Annotated in this window: 13 protein-coding genes; 2 read left to right on the top strand and 11 right to left on the bottom strand. The window is 63.3% G+C overall.

Annotated elements, in window-relative coordinates:
• Positions 1–72 precede the first annotated feature (72 nt).
• From atzF to GQ59_RS16690, 9 genes are read right to left on the bottom strand one after another with little or no spacing between them, the layout of a single operon-like run.
• The gene (atzF, locus tag GQ59_RS16730; protein WP_037083301.1) at positions 73–1,911 is read right to left on the bottom strand and encodes an allophanate hydrolase; all 1,839 of its coding nucleotides are present in this window, start codon (positions 1,909–1,911) and stop codon (positions 73–75) included.
• Entirely contained in the window at positions 1,908–2,261 is a 354-nt protein-coding gene (locus tag GQ59_RS16725) for a cupin domain-containing protein (protein WP_037083300.1), read from the bottom strand. Before GQ59_RS16725 ends, atzF begins: the two co-directional genes overlap by 4 nt.
• The gene (locus GQ59_RS16720) at positions 2,254–2,937 is read right to left on the bottom strand and encodes a cysteine hydrolase family protein (protein WP_037083298.1); all 684 of its coding nucleotides are present in this window, start codon (positions 2,935–2,937) and stop codon (positions 2,254–2,256) included. Before GQ59_RS16720 ends, GQ59_RS16725 begins: the two co-directional genes overlap by 8 nt.
• Positions 2,937–4,490, bottom strand: a complete 1,554-nt coding sequence (locus GQ59_RS16715) for an ABC transporter ATP-binding protein (protein WP_037083296.1) — start codon at positions 4,488–4,490, stop codon at positions 2,937–2,939. The genes GQ59_RS16720 and GQ59_RS16715 overlap by 1 nt, the downstream gene beginning before the upstream one ends.
• Positions 4,487–5,188 (bottom strand): biuret amidohydrolase, encoded by a 702-nt coding sequence (gene biuH / locus GQ59_RS16710; RefSeq protein ID WP_037083615.1) that lies wholly within the window; start codon positions 5,186–5,188, stop codon positions 4,487–4,489. Before biuH ends, GQ59_RS16715 begins: the two co-directional genes overlap by 4 nt.
• 11 nt (positions 5,189–5,199) lie before the next feature.
• Positions 5,200–6,216 (bottom strand): formamidase, encoded by a 1,017-nt coding sequence (locus GQ59_RS16705; protein WP_037083293.1) that lies wholly within the window; start codon positions 6,214–6,216, stop codon positions 5,200–5,202.
• A 12-nt stretch (positions 6,217–6,228) separates the two neighbouring features.
• Positions 6,229–7,155: an ABC transporter permease gene (locus tag GQ59_RS16700; protein ID WP_037083290.1), complete on the bottom strand. Its 927-nt coding sequence runs from the start codon at positions 7,153–7,155 to the stop codon at positions 6,229–6,231.
• Between the two features lie 3 nt (positions 7,156–7,158).
• Positions 7,159–8,286: an ABC transporter permease gene (locus GQ59_RS16695; protein ID WP_037083288.1), complete on the bottom strand. Its 1,128-nt coding sequence runs from the start codon at positions 8,284–8,286 to the stop codon at positions 7,159–7,161.
• 52 nt (positions 8,287–8,338) lie between these two features.
• Positions 8,339–9,466, bottom strand: coding sequence for a BMP family ABC transporter substrate-binding protein (locus tag GQ59_RS16690; RefSeq protein ID WP_037083285.1), 1,128 nt, complete (start codon positions 9,464–9,466; stop codon positions 8,339–8,341).
• A gap of 339 nt (positions 9,467–9,805) precedes the next feature.
• Here GQ59_RS16690 and GQ59_RS16685 point away from each other — a divergent pair, with 339 nt between their 5' ends.
• Positions 9,806–10,480: a GntR family transcriptional regulator gene (locus tag GQ59_RS16685; protein WP_037083277.1), complete on the top strand. Its 675-nt coding sequence runs from the start codon at positions 9,806–9,808 to the stop codon at positions 10,478–10,480.
• A gap of 528 nt (positions 10,481–11,008) precedes the next feature.
• Here GQ59_RS16685 and GQ59_RS16675 read toward each other — a convergent pair.
• Both GQ59_RS16675 and GQ59_RS16670 read right to left on the bottom strand, forming a co-directional pair.
• Positions 11,009–12,445: a M81 family metallopeptidase gene (locus GQ59_RS16675; RefSeq protein ID WP_037083272.1), complete on the bottom strand. Its 1,437-nt coding sequence runs from the start codon at positions 12,443–12,445 to the stop codon at positions 11,009–11,011.
• Positions 12,446–12,453: 8 nt separating this feature from the next.
• Positions 12,454–13,596 carry an ROK family transcriptional regulator gene (locus GQ59_RS16670; RefSeq protein WP_244447985.1) on the bottom strand — a complete coding sequence of 381 codons (1,143 nt, stop codon included), beginning with the start codon at positions 13,594–13,596 and terminating at the stop codon, positions 12,454–12,456.
• A gap of 136 nt (positions 13,597–13,732) precedes the next feature.
• Here GQ59_RS16670 and GQ59_RS16665 point away from each other — a divergent pair, with 136 nt between their 5' ends.
• Positions 13,733–15,271: an ABC transporter substrate-binding protein gene (locus tag GQ59_RS16665; RefSeq protein WP_152564362.1), complete on the top strand. Its 1,539-nt coding sequence runs from the start codon at positions 13,733–13,735 to the stop codon at positions 15,269–15,271.
• Positions 15,272–15,273: the final 2 nt, after the last annotated feature.

Raw genomic sequence — 15,273 nt, 5'->3', positions numbered from 1 at the left:
GGCGCGTGAAGGCGTTCCCGCGCATGCGCATCTTTTCCGGATTTGCTTGCCCGCGTGGCCAGCCGCAGTAGGTCAGCCGACGTTGCCGACCCGCGGCAGCGATGCGAACTCCTTGAGATAGGCCCGCCAGCCCCCATAGGCGGTGATGTCGAGCGCGCCCTGAAGCGCGAACGGTTCGGCAAGGAACCCCTTGGCCGAGGTGCCGTCCGACAGGGTAACGGTGCCGATGCCGAGCGGCGGCGGGATTGCCGCGACGAACAGGCCGAAGGCCGCCGGCGTCAGCTTCCACACCTCGACCTCGATCTCGCCGCCTTCGCCTTCTGCGACGCGGACCATGCCGGGTTTCGGCGGCACCGTGCCGGCGAGCGCGTAGAGCCTGTAGGCGGCGGAGGTTTTTGCGACGCGGGAGAAGCTGCCGTCGAGATCGGTAAGCTGATGGTTGAGCGGCATGCCGGAAAGGTGGGCCCCGACCACGATGATATCGATCAGATCATCGTCGGCGACGATTGCGGGCGTTTCGGAAGGCGCCGGGAGCGGCCAGCCGGTGGCGCCGAGCGAAAGGCCGCTCGTCTGGTGAAGGTCACGGGCAACGGAGGCGGTAAGGCCGTCGCGACCGGAGGGGGCAAGCAGCGTGACGCTTGCCGGCAGGCCGTCGGCGCGGGTACCGGTCGGCACGGCGATGCCGCACATGTCGGCCAAGTTGACGAAATTCGTGTAGGTGCCGAGCCGCGAGTTTTCCCGGATCGGCTCTGCATCCAGATCGGCGCGCGTATAGTGGGTCGGTGCGGTCGGCACGCAGAAGAGATCGACGGAGGCGATCAGCGGCGCCAGCGTCTTCTTGAGCGCCTGCAGCGCATAAAGACCCTTGAAGGCGTCGGCTGCGGAGAGCGATTTGGCGCCGCCGTAGATCCTGCGGGTTACCGGGTGGAAGCTCTCTTCCCTCGTGTCGAAGAAGTCCTTTACCGCCGCATAACGCTCGGCCACCCAGGCGCCTTCGTAGAGGAGGTTGGCAACCTTGTAGAACTCGCCGAAGGGCACTTCGACGATGCGATGCCCGAGCCTTGCGAGCATCGATACGGCATCGCCATAGGCTGCCTCCATGACCGTATCGCCGAAGAATTGCAGGTCGGCCTTGTCAGGGATGCCGATCGTCAGCACCGGCTGCGCCGAGCCGAATCCGGTCGCCGGAACGACCTTCGAATAAGCGTCCGTCTCGTCGTATTTCGCGGCGACGGAGAATACCGTCCACGCGTCGTCCGTAGTCAGCGCGAAGATCGAGACGCAGTCGAGGGTGCGGCAGGCGGGAATGACGCCTGTGGTCGATAGGGCGCCGACGCTCGGCTTCAGTCCGACGATATTGTTGAGGCCGGCCGGGATGCGGCCTGAGCCGGCGGTATCGGTGCCGAGCGCGAAGCTGACGATTCCCTGCGCGGTCGCGACCGCCGAACCGGAAGATGAACCGCCCGGCACGAGCCTCGCGTCGATGGCATTTCTCGGGATCGGATAGGGCGAGCGGACCCCGACGAGGCCGGTCGCGAACTGGTCGAGATTGGTCTTGCCGATGACAAGAGCGCCGGCGGCCTTGAGCAGGCCGACTACGGTCGCGTCCTTCTCGGGCGTACAGGCATAGTCCGGGCAGGCGGCTGTTGTCGGCATGCCGGCGACGTCGATATTGTCCTTCACGGCAAAGGGAATGCCGAACAGCGGTTTTGTCGGATCGAAGGCGCCGAGTTTGGCGGCTTCTGCCAGCACTGCCTGCTTGTCGGCCAGATGGATGAAGATGCCGGGATCGCTCACTTCAACGATGCGCGTGAAAACCGCTTCGACGATCTCCGCGACACTGCCGCCATCCTGGTAGAACGCGTGAAGCGAGGCGATATCGAAGGCGGGCGTCTGTTCCGGCAAGCTCATGCCATTTCCTCTTCCAGTATTGTCACCGGCCGGTCCCACTGGATCAGCACGACGCAGCCGGTATCGCTCCAGACGGAGTGTTCGGTGCCGGGCGCATTGACGATATAGCTGCCGCGGCCATAGTCGCCCGCCTCGTCGGATTGCACGCCCTCGAGCACCAGGATGGTTTCGAGGCCCTCATGGCGATGGCGGGGAACGCCGGCGCCGGCCTCGTATTTCAAAAGCGCCACGCCCGGCTGGTCCCCCTCGAAGGGGCGGATCCAGTGGATCGTGACTTCGTCGCGGAACGGCTCGAATTGCAAGTCTTTCCAGCCGCCTAGCGTCAGGAGTTCGCGGGTTGATTCAGGCATTGGTCATCCCCTTTAGCGCGATCTCGTCCAGAATGTCCTCCACATGGGCGGTCCAGCCGACGATCGCGCCCTGGGCGCGGATCATGGCGATGGCGGCCGCCTTGAACTCGGGAAAATAGCTCTCGGTCGCCTCTTCGGCGAGCAGGCATTCGTAACCGCGATCGTTCGCCTCGCGCATCGTCGTCTGGACGCAGACTTCCGTCGTGACGCCGGCAAAGACGAGCTGGCTGATGCCTTTCGCCTTCAGGACGTCACCGAGTTCGGTGGCATAGAAGGCGCCTTTGCCGGGCTTTTCAATCACCACTTCACCGTCGATCGGCTCAAGTTCCGAAATGATCGCCGTACCGGGCTCGCCTGAAATCAGCACTCGCCCCATGGGGCCGACATCGCCGATCCTGAGCGTCGGATTGCCCCGGTCGCGCTTGGCGGGCGGCAGGTCGGAAAGGTCCGGCTTGTGGCACTCCATCGTGTGGATGACCGGCAGGCCGGCATCGCGAAAACCCTGGATGAGGCGTTTGACGTCCGGCACGATTTTGGTGATGCGCCCGACATCGTTGCCGAGGCTGGCGCCAAAACCGCCGGGCTCGGCGAAATCGCGCTGCATGTCGATGACAATGAGCGCCAGCGCATCCAGTTTCGCCGGAAAGGCGAAGGGTTCTGCCTTGATCTGACCCATCAGTGATGCCCCGCCATATGGGCGCCGATCACACCGATATCGGCGGCGCGGATCGAGGTCTCGTAGACCAGCTTGCCCTCCGAAATCACCATGATGCGGTCCGACATTTCCAGCAGTTCGTCGAGATCCTCCGAGAGCAGCAGCACGGCGGTACCGGAGTTTCGGGCTCGCATGATGCGGGCGCGGATTTCCGCCACAGCCGAGAAATCGAGGCCGAAACAGGGGTTGGAGACGATCAGCAGATCGACATCGCCGGTCAGTTCGCGGGCGAGCACCGCGCGCTGCACATTGCCGCCGGAGAGGGCGGCGATGGGTGAAGAGGACGAGGCGGTCTTGACCTTGAAATCCGAGATCAGCGAGGAGGCCCGCTTCTTCATCTCGCCCTTGTTCAGCCAGATCGCATCCTTGCCGTCACCCTTCAGGTCGAAGGTGCGGAAGGCGAGGTTTTCGCTGACCGTCATTTTTGGCGCGCAGGCGTTCTGCAGCGGTTCTTCCGGAATGAAGCGGACGTTGTTCTTGCGCGTCTCCGGCCTCGTGGCGCCATAGGCCTCGCCGTTGACGGTCACTGTGCCTCGGTCGGTCGGGCGTTGGCCGGCGAGGATTTCGGTCAGTTCTTTCTGGCCGTTGCCGGAAATGCCGGCAATGCCGACGATCTCGCCGGAACGGACAAAAAGATTGTCGATCTCGATGGTCTTCAGGCCGGAGCGATCCGGTGCCTTGACCTGTTCGACCTTCAGCACCGATTTCGCAGCTTCCGGCACCGGCAGGCGGCTGTCGAGTTCGGCGAGCTTGACGTCGCCGATCATCATCGCCGCCATGTCGGCGGTTGAAAGTTCGCTGACCTTGCCGGTGCCGACCAGCTTGCCGCGGCGCAGGATCGACACCGCGTCGGCGAATTTCGTCACCTCGTGGAACTTGTGGCTGATCATCAGCACGGTCAGCTCGCCGCGTTCGGTCATGCCGCGCACGATACCGAGCATTTCGTCGGCTTCCGCCGGCGTCAGGACCGAGGTCGGTTCGTCGAGGACGAGGAAGGAGCGGCCGAGATAAAGCTGCTTGACGATTTCCAGCTTCTGCTTCTCGCCGGCCGCCAGTTCGCTGACCGGCCGTTCGAGCGGGATCTGGAACGGCATGCGTTCCATGAAGGCGGCAAGATCCTTACGCTCCTTCGCCCAGTTGATCACCGAGGGCACGGAAGTGCGGCTGATCACCAGGTTCTCGGCCCCGGTCAGCGACGGGACCAGCGTAAAATGCTGGTAGACCATGCCGAGCCCGTAGGTCGCGGCGTCCTTGGGCGAGGCGACCGAGACTTCGCGGCCATCGACCGAAAGCGAGCCGGACGTTGCGTGGTAGAAACCCATGATGCATTTGACGAGCGTCGACTTGCCGGCGCCGTTTTCACCGAGCAGCGCATGGAATGAGCCGGCCGGCACGTCGATCGAGACGTTGTCGAGCGCGGTGAAGGAGCCGAAGCGCATGGTCATGCCGAGCGTTTCAATGCCGACCGCCTTGCCGGCCTGGGGTAGGGGCGTATCGCGGACAATGTTGTTCATGGCAGCTGGCTCACCAAGGTAGCGGAGTTGGAGACGGACCCGAAGACGCCGCCCTGCATCTTGACCATCTTGATGGCGGCTAGGTGATTGCCATAGTCGGTAGCGCCGCAGCAGTCTTCCAGCATCAGGCATTCGAAACCGCGGTCGTTCGCCTCGCGCATCGTCGTCGAGACGCAGACGTCGGTGGTGATGCCGGTGAGGATGATGTTTTCGATGCGCTTCTGGTTGAGGATGAGTTCGAGGTCGGTGGCGCAGAAGGAGCCCTTGCCCGGCTTGTCGATGATCACTTCGCCTTCGATCGGGTAGAGTTCAGGAATGATGTCCCAGCCGGGCTCGCCCCTCGTCAGGATGCGGCCGCAGGGACCGGGATCGCCGATGCCGGCGCCGATGCGCTGCGAGCGCCAGCGTTTGTTGGCCGGCAGGTCGGCGAGGTCCGGGCGGTGGCCTTCGCGGGTGTGGATGATGTGGTAGCCCTTGGCGCGCATGGCGGCGAGCACCGTCTTGATCGGCTCGATCGGCGCCTGCACCAGCGACAGGTCGTAACCCATATGGTCGACATACCCGCCCTTACCGCAGAAATCGGTCTGCATGTCGATGATGATGAGGGCGGTGTTTTGGGGTCTCAGGTCGCCGTTGTAGGGCCAGGCATAGGGATCGGCGTCGATATAATGCCCTTTGGTTTCACCCATCGCGTCCATCATTGTCTCTCCTATTCGCCAGCCAGCTTGAAAGTCTCTCCATAAGACCGCACGGGTTTGTCGAAGCCGCAGGAGGTGCCGTCGGTGACCTTCACCGCGTCCTCCCAGGGCAGTCTGTATTTCCCGGCAATCAGATCGTGCATGTAGGTGTAGGGCGCATCGCCCGCCCCGCCGGATACCGCGACGTAACCGCGATGGCCGAACTGGTAGATATTGTTCTCGACGCCCCAGCCAAGCCGGGCCTCGCGCACCAGATCGGGCCGTACCTCGGCGGTAATGATCTCGTTGACGCGGCCGGACGTGCCATGGGCGATGATCGTGCCGTCGAAATTGCAGACCATGCCTTCGCCCATGGAATCGAACGTGCCGTCCGAGCCGCACATGCACACACTCGCCGTCACCATCAGGTTGCAGAAGGCGTTCGACTGGTTGGTGAAGCGCCACGCTTCGCGGATCGGCGCGGTATAGCCCGCGGTGCGGATCATGATCTCGGCACCCTTGTAGGCGCATTCGCGGGCCATTTCCGGGAACATGCCGTCATGGCAGATGATCAGGGCGAGTTTTGCGCCCTTCGGTCCGTCGATCACCGGAATGCCGAAATCGCCCGGCTCCCAGGGTTCGACCGGCACCCAGGGATGCATCTTGCGGTAATAGAGCTTCAGGTCGCCGTTATCGTCGATAACGATGCCGGAATTGTAGGGCATGCCGCCGGGGTTCAGCTCCATGATCGAGAAGCAGCCCCAGATCCCATTGTCCCTGCAGGCCTTACGGAAGGCCGCGACTTCCGGGCCGTCGAGCGAGCACATGATCTCCGGATTGATGTCCATCGAAAGTCCGTGCAGCGCATATTCGGGGAAGACCACGAGATCCATGCCCGGCTGGTTGCGTCGCGCCTTGGCGACCATATCCACGATCACCTGTGTCTGCTTCGCAAGATCCGCCCTGGTGACCGTCACCGGAAGCTGGAGCTGGACGAGGCCGATACCGACGCCGTGCTCCGATTTGTTGAGGCCGCCCAATCCGTTCATGACCGATCTCCCTTATTTGGTCAGCGACAGCGCGCCTGGCGCACCGGCAAGCGAGCGGGTGGGCGACGAGGTCGCGATCAGGATGATGAGGGTGAGCACGTAGGGTGCCGCGTAGAACAGATAATAGCCCTGCGTCACGCCGACCGATTGCAGGGCAGGGCCAAGCGCGCCGGCGCCGCCGAAGAGCAGGGCGGCGAGGAAACAGCCGATCGGGTTCCAGCGAGCGAAGATCACCAGCGCCACCGCCATCAGGCCCTGGCCGGAGGAAATACCCTCGTTCCAGGAACCGGGGTAATAGAGCGACAGGTAGGCGCCGCCGATCGCCGCCAGCGAGCCGCCGGCAGCGGTCGCCAGAAGGCGGACGCGGTCCGGGCTGATGCCCATGGCGCGGGCCGCATCGGTGCTGTCACCGACGACGCGTAAGGTGAGGCCGATACGGGTATTCCTGAACGCCCACCAGAGGAAGAGCGCGAGTGCGGCGCCGATGAAGAACAGCACGTTGATGTTAAGCGCCGCCTGCACTTGCGGCACCGCCGACCAGCCGCCGAGCGGGATGGAGGGCAATTTCGGCGCCACCGGCTGGATGAAGGACTTGCCGAGGAAAAAGGCGAGGCCCAGGCCGAACTGCATCATGGCGATGCCGATGGCGATGTCGTTGACCTTCGGCCATTTGCAGATCCAGCCGTGGATCGTGCCGAAGATGGCGCCGGTCGCCATGGCGGCCAGTACGCCCAGTGTCGGCGAGCCTGTCATCACCGCGACCGCATAGGCCGTCATGGCGCCGAAGACGAGCGTGCCTTCAAGCCCAAGATTGATGCGGCCGGAACGCTCGGTGATCGTCTCGCCGAGCGAGACGAAGATGAAGGGGGTCGAGACGCGGATGGCGCCTGCGAAGATCGCCAGCGGCACGCCCCAGAGGCCGATACCTGTGTCTTCCATCGGTCAGCTCCTTTTCCAGAGGTCGGGATTGAAGATCTTGAAGCGGCCGTAAAAGGTCTCGCAGAACAGGATGACGATGAAGAGCGTGCCCTGCAGCACCAGAACGGTGGCATCCGGCAGGCCCATGCGCCGCTGGATCAGGCCGCCGGAGGCGGAGATGCCGCCGAGCAGGATGGCGACCGGAATGATCGCCAACGGATTGTGCCGCGCCAGGAAGGCGACGAGGATGCCGGTATAACCGTAGCCGGCGGCAAGCGAGGCGTTGGCGCTACCCTGCACCGCTGCGACCTCGATCATGCCCGCGAGGCCCGCAAAACCGCCGGCAATCGCGGTGAAGCCGACGATCAGCTTGCCGACCGGCAGGCCCTGGATCTGGGCGGCACGGACATTGCCGCCGGCGATGCGGGCGGCAAAACCGAAGCTGGTGATCTCGATCAGCACCCAGGAGAGGATGCACGCGATGACGCCGATGACGAGGCCCCAATGGACGTCCATGCCGGGGATCTGACCGAGCATGTAGTCCTTCGGCAGAGGTTTGGTGGAGGGCTTGTTCAAGCTCGCCGGATCGCGCAGCAGTCCTTCGACGAACTGGTTCATCAGGGCGATGGCAATATAAGCGAGCAGCAGCGAGGAGATCGTTTCGTTGACGCCGCGATAGTGGCGCAGGAAACCGGCAAAGCCGATCCAGATGCCGCCGACGACCATGGCGGCGATAGCCATGAAGACGAACAGCACGATCGGCGGCACGATGCCGACGAAGGGCATGGCGCTCGCCGCTGCCGCGACGCCGCCGAGCACGACCGCGCCCTCCGCGCCGATGATGACGAGGCCGAGCCGTGCCGGCAGCGCCACGCAGAGCGCCGTCAGCAGTAGCGGCGCGGCCCGCGAAAGGCTGTTCTGGATCGAGAACCAGCTTCCGAAACCGCCCGTGTACATGAGCTGGAAGAGGGTAAGCGGCGACTTGCCGACCGCCAGGATGAAGAGGGAGAAAAGCGCCAGGCCGATCAGGATCGCCACGAGCCCGATCGCCACGGGTTCGGCCCGTCGCGCCAGCCATTCGAGGAGGGGGCGGAAGGACGCATTGCCCCCCGCCGCGATGGATAGTCTCGGATCGTTCGCTTCGGCCGTCATGGCGCTTTTCCCCCTTGACGTGAGGTTAGGGACGTAAGGTCAGGACATCACGTCAGGAGGTCGAACCGACCACGCCCTCGACCAAGTAACCCATGCTTTCGAGCTCGATCGCATCCTCGGCAAAGGCGGTGCCGGCGGTGACGACGACATTGCCCTTGTTGTCCTTGATCGGGCCCTTGAAGACCGAGAACTTGCCGGACATGATCTCGGCAAGCGTCGCCTCGAACTTCTTGCGGCCTTCGGCGGAAACGGCCGGGCCGAGCGGGCTCATTTTGACGAAGCCGTCCTTCAGGCCGCCACGGACGAAATTGCCGAGCTTGCCGCCACTCTGGGCCGCCTTGATGAAGTTGGTATAGACATTGCCCCAGGCCCATTCGGCGCCGGTCAGGTACTTGTCCTTGGCGAGGGCGCTCTGGTTGGCGTGGTAACCGCAGACGAAGGCGCCACGGCCGGCAGCGGTCTCGACCACCACCTTCGGGCTGTCCACATGGCAGGTGACGACGTCGGCGCCCTGGTCGATCAGCGCGTTGGTGGCTTCGGCCTCCTTGACGGCGAGCGACCATTCGCCGGTGAAGATCACCTGGCAGGTAATGGTCGGATCGACGGAGCGGGCGCCGAGCAGGAAGGAATTGATGTTCTGCACGACCTGCGGGATGGGCTTGGCGGCAACGAAGCCGATCTTCTTGCTCTTGGTGGCGTAACCGGCGGCGATGCCGTTCAGATACTGGCCCTGGCCGATATAGCCGAAATAGGAGCCGGTATTGGCCGGATGTTTGCCCTCGGTCCACAGGCCGCCGCAATGGCGGAACTGGATTTTCGGATATTTGGCAGCCATGGCCAGCATATGGGGGTCGAAGTAACCGAAAGAGGTCGGGAAGAGCAGGGTGGCGCCGTCGAGATTGATCATCGATTCCATGGTCTTCTGGACATCGACGGTTTCCGGAACGTTTTCCTCTTCGACCAGCGTGATGCCCGGCATCTTCTTGATGACGGCCGCACCCTCGGCATGCGCCTGGTTATAACCATAGTCGTCCTTAGGGCCGACATAGATGAAGCCGACGGTGAGCGCCGTCTGGGCCATGGCCTGCGAGCCGAACAGGCCGGGCACGGTGCCGGCGGCCAGGCCGGCGGCGGAAGCCTGGAGAAAGTTGCGGCGGTTCATGGGAAGGAGTTTGGTCATCGGAATGCTCCTTGCGGCGCTGGGCCGGTTTCGAACGGGTACAGAAAAGTGCATGCAATGTGCGTGCCAGGCTTCAAGCTGTTGTTATTGCGTCCGAATTTTTACAGGCGGAAAAGCGGGGATAAAAAGTGCATACAGATTCAGCGCATCTTCGCTTAATAAATAATCAGTCATTATGATTTGTTCAGCAATCTCGCATGCGGAGCAATACGGCAATTGACGGTGGGATTTTCCGGCGTCAGAAAGCTGAAAACTACCAATGTCTTGCCGGCGTCATTTGACTTATCGAATCCGGAACGGCATCTGTATGCAGGTTGCGAGTGTGAGTAGAATCGTCCCGTGAAGCAGGTCAGGCGCAGAGAAGTCATCCGTACCGGAACCACCGTCGAACAGATGGTGCGCGCCATCGCCGACATGATCGTCACGGGAGCCATCCTGCCCGGGGAGAAGCTCGACGAGATCACGCTCGCCTCGCGCTTCGAAGTGTCCCGCACACCGGTGCGCGAGGCCCTGCGCGAGCTCGGTGCCATGGGCCTTGTCGGGCGCGAACCGAACCGCAGCGCCGTCGTCACCAACGTGACCGGGACCTATCTGCATTCGATGTTCGAGGCGATGGCCGAGCTCGAAGGGATTTGCGCCCGGTTATCGGCGGAGCGGATGACGGTCGATGAACGGCGGGCGCTGGAACTCGAACATCGCGGTTCGATGCGGCTCGTGCATGCCGGTGCCGAAGAAGATTATGCGGCGCACAATACCGAATTCCACACAAGGCTTTATCGCGGCGCCCATAACGACCACGTCTTCGAGATGGTGACGCAGACGCGGGCGCGGCTCGCCCCTTTCCGCCGCGCACAGTTCCGCCTGCCGGGGCGCCTTGCGAAATCCTATGAGGAGCACGACCAGATCGTCACCGCGATCATCCGTGCCGATGCGGTTGCTGCGGGGCAGGCGGCCTATTCGCATGTGGCGATCGTCAGCGACGCCAGCGCGGTGTTCGCGGCTGCCGGAGAATAGTCGGCCGGTCAACGCCACGACCTCTTTTCCAGACAGCACTTTTGGCCGCCCGGATGAAAAATCCAACGGTTCCGTTTTGCGGGAATGGGGCAGGCGGGGTATTTTGGGGTAGTGGGTATTCAGGCTTTCCGCCCGCCCCGGCCGTTTTCTGCGCTTTCCGGGGATTTCCGAGCCCCCTTCCAACGCTTCCTCGACCGCCACCGGAAACCGGACCTTGCGAGCCGGATGATGCGGCCGGTTCGCGAACCCGGTTTCCCATCCGATGACGGGGAGATTATGCGGGCGGTTGCGGGAGGCGGGGACGGATGGGGAAGGGAATGCGGCTAAGTCGTTGAACGCCGATGGGGAATTTTTCAGGGGCGCTGAAATCGTCCCCGTTTTGAGTGAGCTGTTCGTCGGAGCAACCAGCCCGGTGGTGCGCTTTCCGTGTCACCTTGGCGCCAGTCCCCACCCTCCCTCATTCCTGTGACAAGCACAGGAATGAGGGAGGGTGGGGAACCCTCGTCTTCAAAGCTGCTTCGTGGATCGTCACTTCGACCGCGCCGAAACAAACACCTGCGGTTCGTAGGCAAAGTCCTTGTCGAAGGGGTAGGTCGGCTTCAGCTTGCGGTGCCGTTCCAGGCGTTCGACGAACTGGTCCACCACACCCGGCGACAGGGCCATCAGGTTCGGATTGGCGATCGGCGCCAGTTCCGGGGACAGGTAGCCCGACTTCACGACGATGATCCTGGCGCCGTTCGGGTTGAGGCCGAGGCGGGTGAAGTCGGCGATGTAGTGATAGGGGCGGCGCTTGGCCGAGAGGACCAGTTCTATGCCGTCGATTGCCACGACCGCCTGCCGGTCGGCAAGGTCGGACGTTTCGTGGAGGAACTGGACCTTGACCCTGGTCTGAACCGGCTTGCTCCCGATCGTGTCGAGCGAGGCGCCGATCGAAAGGTCGAGTTCGGCACCCACGCCGGCAGCATAGCAGGCCTCGGTCGCCGCCTTGTCGGCGATGCCGGCGAACACGACGCCGGTCGCCTTCTTCTCGATCAGGTCGGCCAGCACCTCGGCGCGGTCGCCGACGCCGCCGCCGGTCGGGTTGTCGCCGGATTCGGCGAGCACGACCGGAGCAGTTTTCGAGGCGATCGCCTTGTCGACGCATTCCTGTATCGAGCCGGTCTCGCAGCCGAACACGAATTGTTCGCGCGCGTCCCAATAGGCCTTGGCGACACGTTTGGCTTCCCGCTCGAGGACGGTGCGGTCGGTGCCGGTCATGATTGCGGCGGCGGTGCCGCGCGGCTCGTCGGCCCACACGTAACCGACCATCAGCGACGCATCCCAGACGCCGTCGATCGCATCGATTTCCGGCATCATCTCGTAGAGGCTCTTGGCCGGCTCATCGACAGTGCTGGTACGCTCTCCGGGCAGCACGACCGGGATCGGTGCCCAGAGCAGCACCGGCTTGACGCCGCTCTTCAGGCTTTCGACCAGCATCTTCACCGAGCGGCGCATGGTCTCCTCGACGTCGATATGCGGCGCGGTGCGGTAGGTGGAATACATGTCGAGCGCATCGATGATCCGCTGGCTGACATTGCCGTGCAAGTCGTAACTGGCCGATATCGTGCAGTCGGGGCCGACCAGGTCGCGGGCGGCGGTGATCCAATCGCCCTCGGCATCCTCCATGCCCTGCACATACATGGCGCCGTGCATGGCGAGATAGAGACCGTCGAGCGGCAGCAACGGCTTCAGGCGGTCCAGGAATTCGGCCTTGAAGCGCTCATAGGTGGAGCGGGAGACCGGGCCGCCGGCAATGGCGCGGCAGTGGATGGTCGGCAGGAATTCCGCGTCGTAATCCTTCAGGAAGGCGAAATAGGGGGCCGTGGTCAGGTCCTCGCCGCGCACGATGCGAAAATCCTTCTCCTCGTTGAGGACCGGATTATAGGTGCTGCATTCGATATGGATGCCGCCGACAGCGATGCGCATGGGATACCTCAGTTTGTATTGGGGCCGATCAGGAAATTATGGGCTGCGATGCTGGCGGCACCCCGCGCCCAGACATCGCCATCGACGCGCTTGATGCGGATCGGCGTCTGGCCGGCGTAACGCGGCAGCACGTTGGTTTCGATCGCCTGGTTGACCACCGTGCCGAACAGGCCGTCGAACGAGCCTTCGACATGGGTGATCAGGATCAGGCCGGGGTCGTTGATCTGGATGAGGTTGGCGATTGCCAGTCCCAGCCCCGATCCGGCGCGGTGCAGGATGCGGATCGCGGCGGCATTGCCGGTCGAGGCCTCGTTCTCGATGTCGGAAAGCGAGACGCATTCGAGCCCCTCGGCGCGCGACATTTCCTTGATGGCCTTCATCGAGGAGACCGTGTCGAGGCAGCCGCGCTTGCCGCAGCGGCAGGGCGAGCCACCCGGCTCGATGGTGCAATGGGCGATTTCGCCGGCGCCGCCGTGATTGCCGCGATAGAGCTTGCCGTCGATGAAATGGGCGCAGCCGATGCCGTCGCCGAGCGAGACGACGCTGAAACTCTGGATTTCGCGGGCGCTGCCGAACAGTTTTTCGCTGACGGCGACCGCCTTCGCGTCGTTCTCGATGAAGGTCTCGACGCCGGTACGCTCGCGGATGATCTTTGCGAGCGGCACGTCCTGCCAGTTGAGCAGGGTGGATTGCACGCAGTTCGACTGGGTCTCGTCGACGAAGCCGGAGAGTGCGATGCCGATGCCGGACAGTTTTTCCTTCGCTGACGGATGGGTTTCGAGCAGGCTCGGCAGTCCCTCGGTGATCGCCTCGGCGATGACCTGCGGATCGCGCGACAGCGGCATCGCCTGGCGGGCGATGATCTTGCCGTTGAGGTCGCAGAGGATCATCGGCGCCGGGTCTTCGAGCAGCGAGATGCCGACGAAGAAGGCGCATTCCGGATGCAGGTCGAGCCGCACCGACGGGCGACCCTGACCATAGACCGTCTCGGTTTCGTGCAGCACGCCGAGGTCGATCAGGTCACGGGCAATGCCGCTCATCGCCGCCTTGCTCAGGCCCAGCAGGTTCGCCATCTCGGTCCGGCTGAGCGGACCGGACTCGCTGATGATGCGCACGAGCTGTCGCTGGGAGGAGGTGAGCAATGCGTTCAAGGGCGGCTGTTTTCGGTTTGTGAAGGTGGGTTGACACTAAGTTCAGAAAATGAACAAATCAACGCCAATAAATTATAAAAATGATCTAAGGCGGCAATGTCCGCCCTCATGTCAACAAAACCAAGGGTGAACAACTATGACCATGTTCCTGAAAAGCCGTCATTTTGCGCTTGCCTGCACGGTTGCGGGCAGCCTCGTGTTTCCGGCTGCGGCGAGTGCCGCGACGCTCAACGTGATGCAGGCCGAAGCCCCGCGCTCCATGGATCCGGGCGATCAGACCGCCACCTATACGGCCGCTCTGCTGGACCCGATGTATGAAGGTCTCGTCAAGCGCGATCCCGATCTGTCGCTGAAGCCCGCGCTCGCCACCGAATGGTCGGCAGACGCTTCCGGTCTCGTCTGGACCTTCAAGCTGCGTCCGGGCGTCAAGTTCCATGACGGCACGGCGTTCGATGCCGATGCCGTGGTCAAGAATTTCACCCGTCACCTCGACACCAAGCGCGGCCTTGCCGCCAGCGGCCGTTTGCGCACCTTCCTCGAAGGCGTGACCGCCGTCGATCCGATGACCGTTCAGTTCAAGCTGAAGACCCAGTACCCGGCCTTCCTGGCACTATTGTCGACCGGTCCCTGCCTGATGGTCAGCCCGACTGCCGATGCTGCCGGCACGGTCGGCTCCAAGGCCGTCGGCACCGGTCCCTACAAGCTGCAGGAATACAAGTCCGGCGAATACGTGATCCAGGCCAAGAACACCGAATGGTGGGGCGGCGCGCCGAAGGGCGAGGACCAGATCAAGTGGACCTGGACGGCCGAGCCTTCGGTGATGAACATGGCGCTGCAGACCGGTGACGCCGACGTCATCAACCCGTTCCCGGCTGCGTTTGCCGCGCAGGTCAAGGCGAACCCGGAGATGAAGCTCTCGACGACCGATGGTTCGGCCGTCTTCTGGGTGTCGCTCAACACCAAGCTGAAGCCGCTCGACGATGTGCGCGTCCGCCAGGCGCTGAACTATGCGACCGACCGCGACGGCATCGTCAAGGCGTTCATGAACGGTTATGCGACGCCGGCGAATTCGCCGCTCGCTCCGGTCACCCCCGGTTACGACAAGACGCTCAATCCCTATCCGTACAATGTCGAGAAGGCGAAGCAGCTCCTGAAGGAAGCCGGTTATCCGGACGGGTTCTCCATGTCGACCATCGTGCAGGAGCAGGAATCACGCATCGGCGAACTGCTGCAGGCGATGTGGGCCAAGGCCGGCGTCAAGCTGGACGTGCGCAAGATGGAAGGTGGCGTCTGGTCGAAGGCGGCCTTCCAGGATCCGGCCGGTAAGGAGAAGGACAATATCGGCTCGTCGATCGCCTCCTGGTCGTCGGGCGTCAACGGCGCCGACCTGCAGTTCCGCCCGCTCTACTACACGAAGAGCGCGTCGCCCGCCGGCGCGAACCTCGGCTTCTTCTCCGATGCCAAGCTTGACGAACTGATCGACAAGGCTGCCTCGACGCTCGACGAAAAGGCGCGCAACGCGATCTATGTCGACGCCCAGAGACAAGTGAACGAGCAGGCTCCGCATGTTCTGCTCTATACCAAGCAGGACCTGTTTGCGACGCGCGCCAGCGTCAAGGGCACCTGGGTGATCCCCGGCGGCCTGATCGTCGTCAAGGACGCCAAGAAGCAGTAGGA

It is taken from the genome of Neorhizobium vignae, assembly GCF_000732195.1.
In the GTDB taxonomy this organism is placed as follows: Bacteria; Pseudomonadota; Alphaproteobacteria; order Rhizobiales; family Rhizobiaceae; genus Neorhizobium; species Neorhizobium vignae.
Note: the sequence above shows the minus strand (reverse complement) of the source record. Positions and strands in the feature narration are given on the sequence as shown.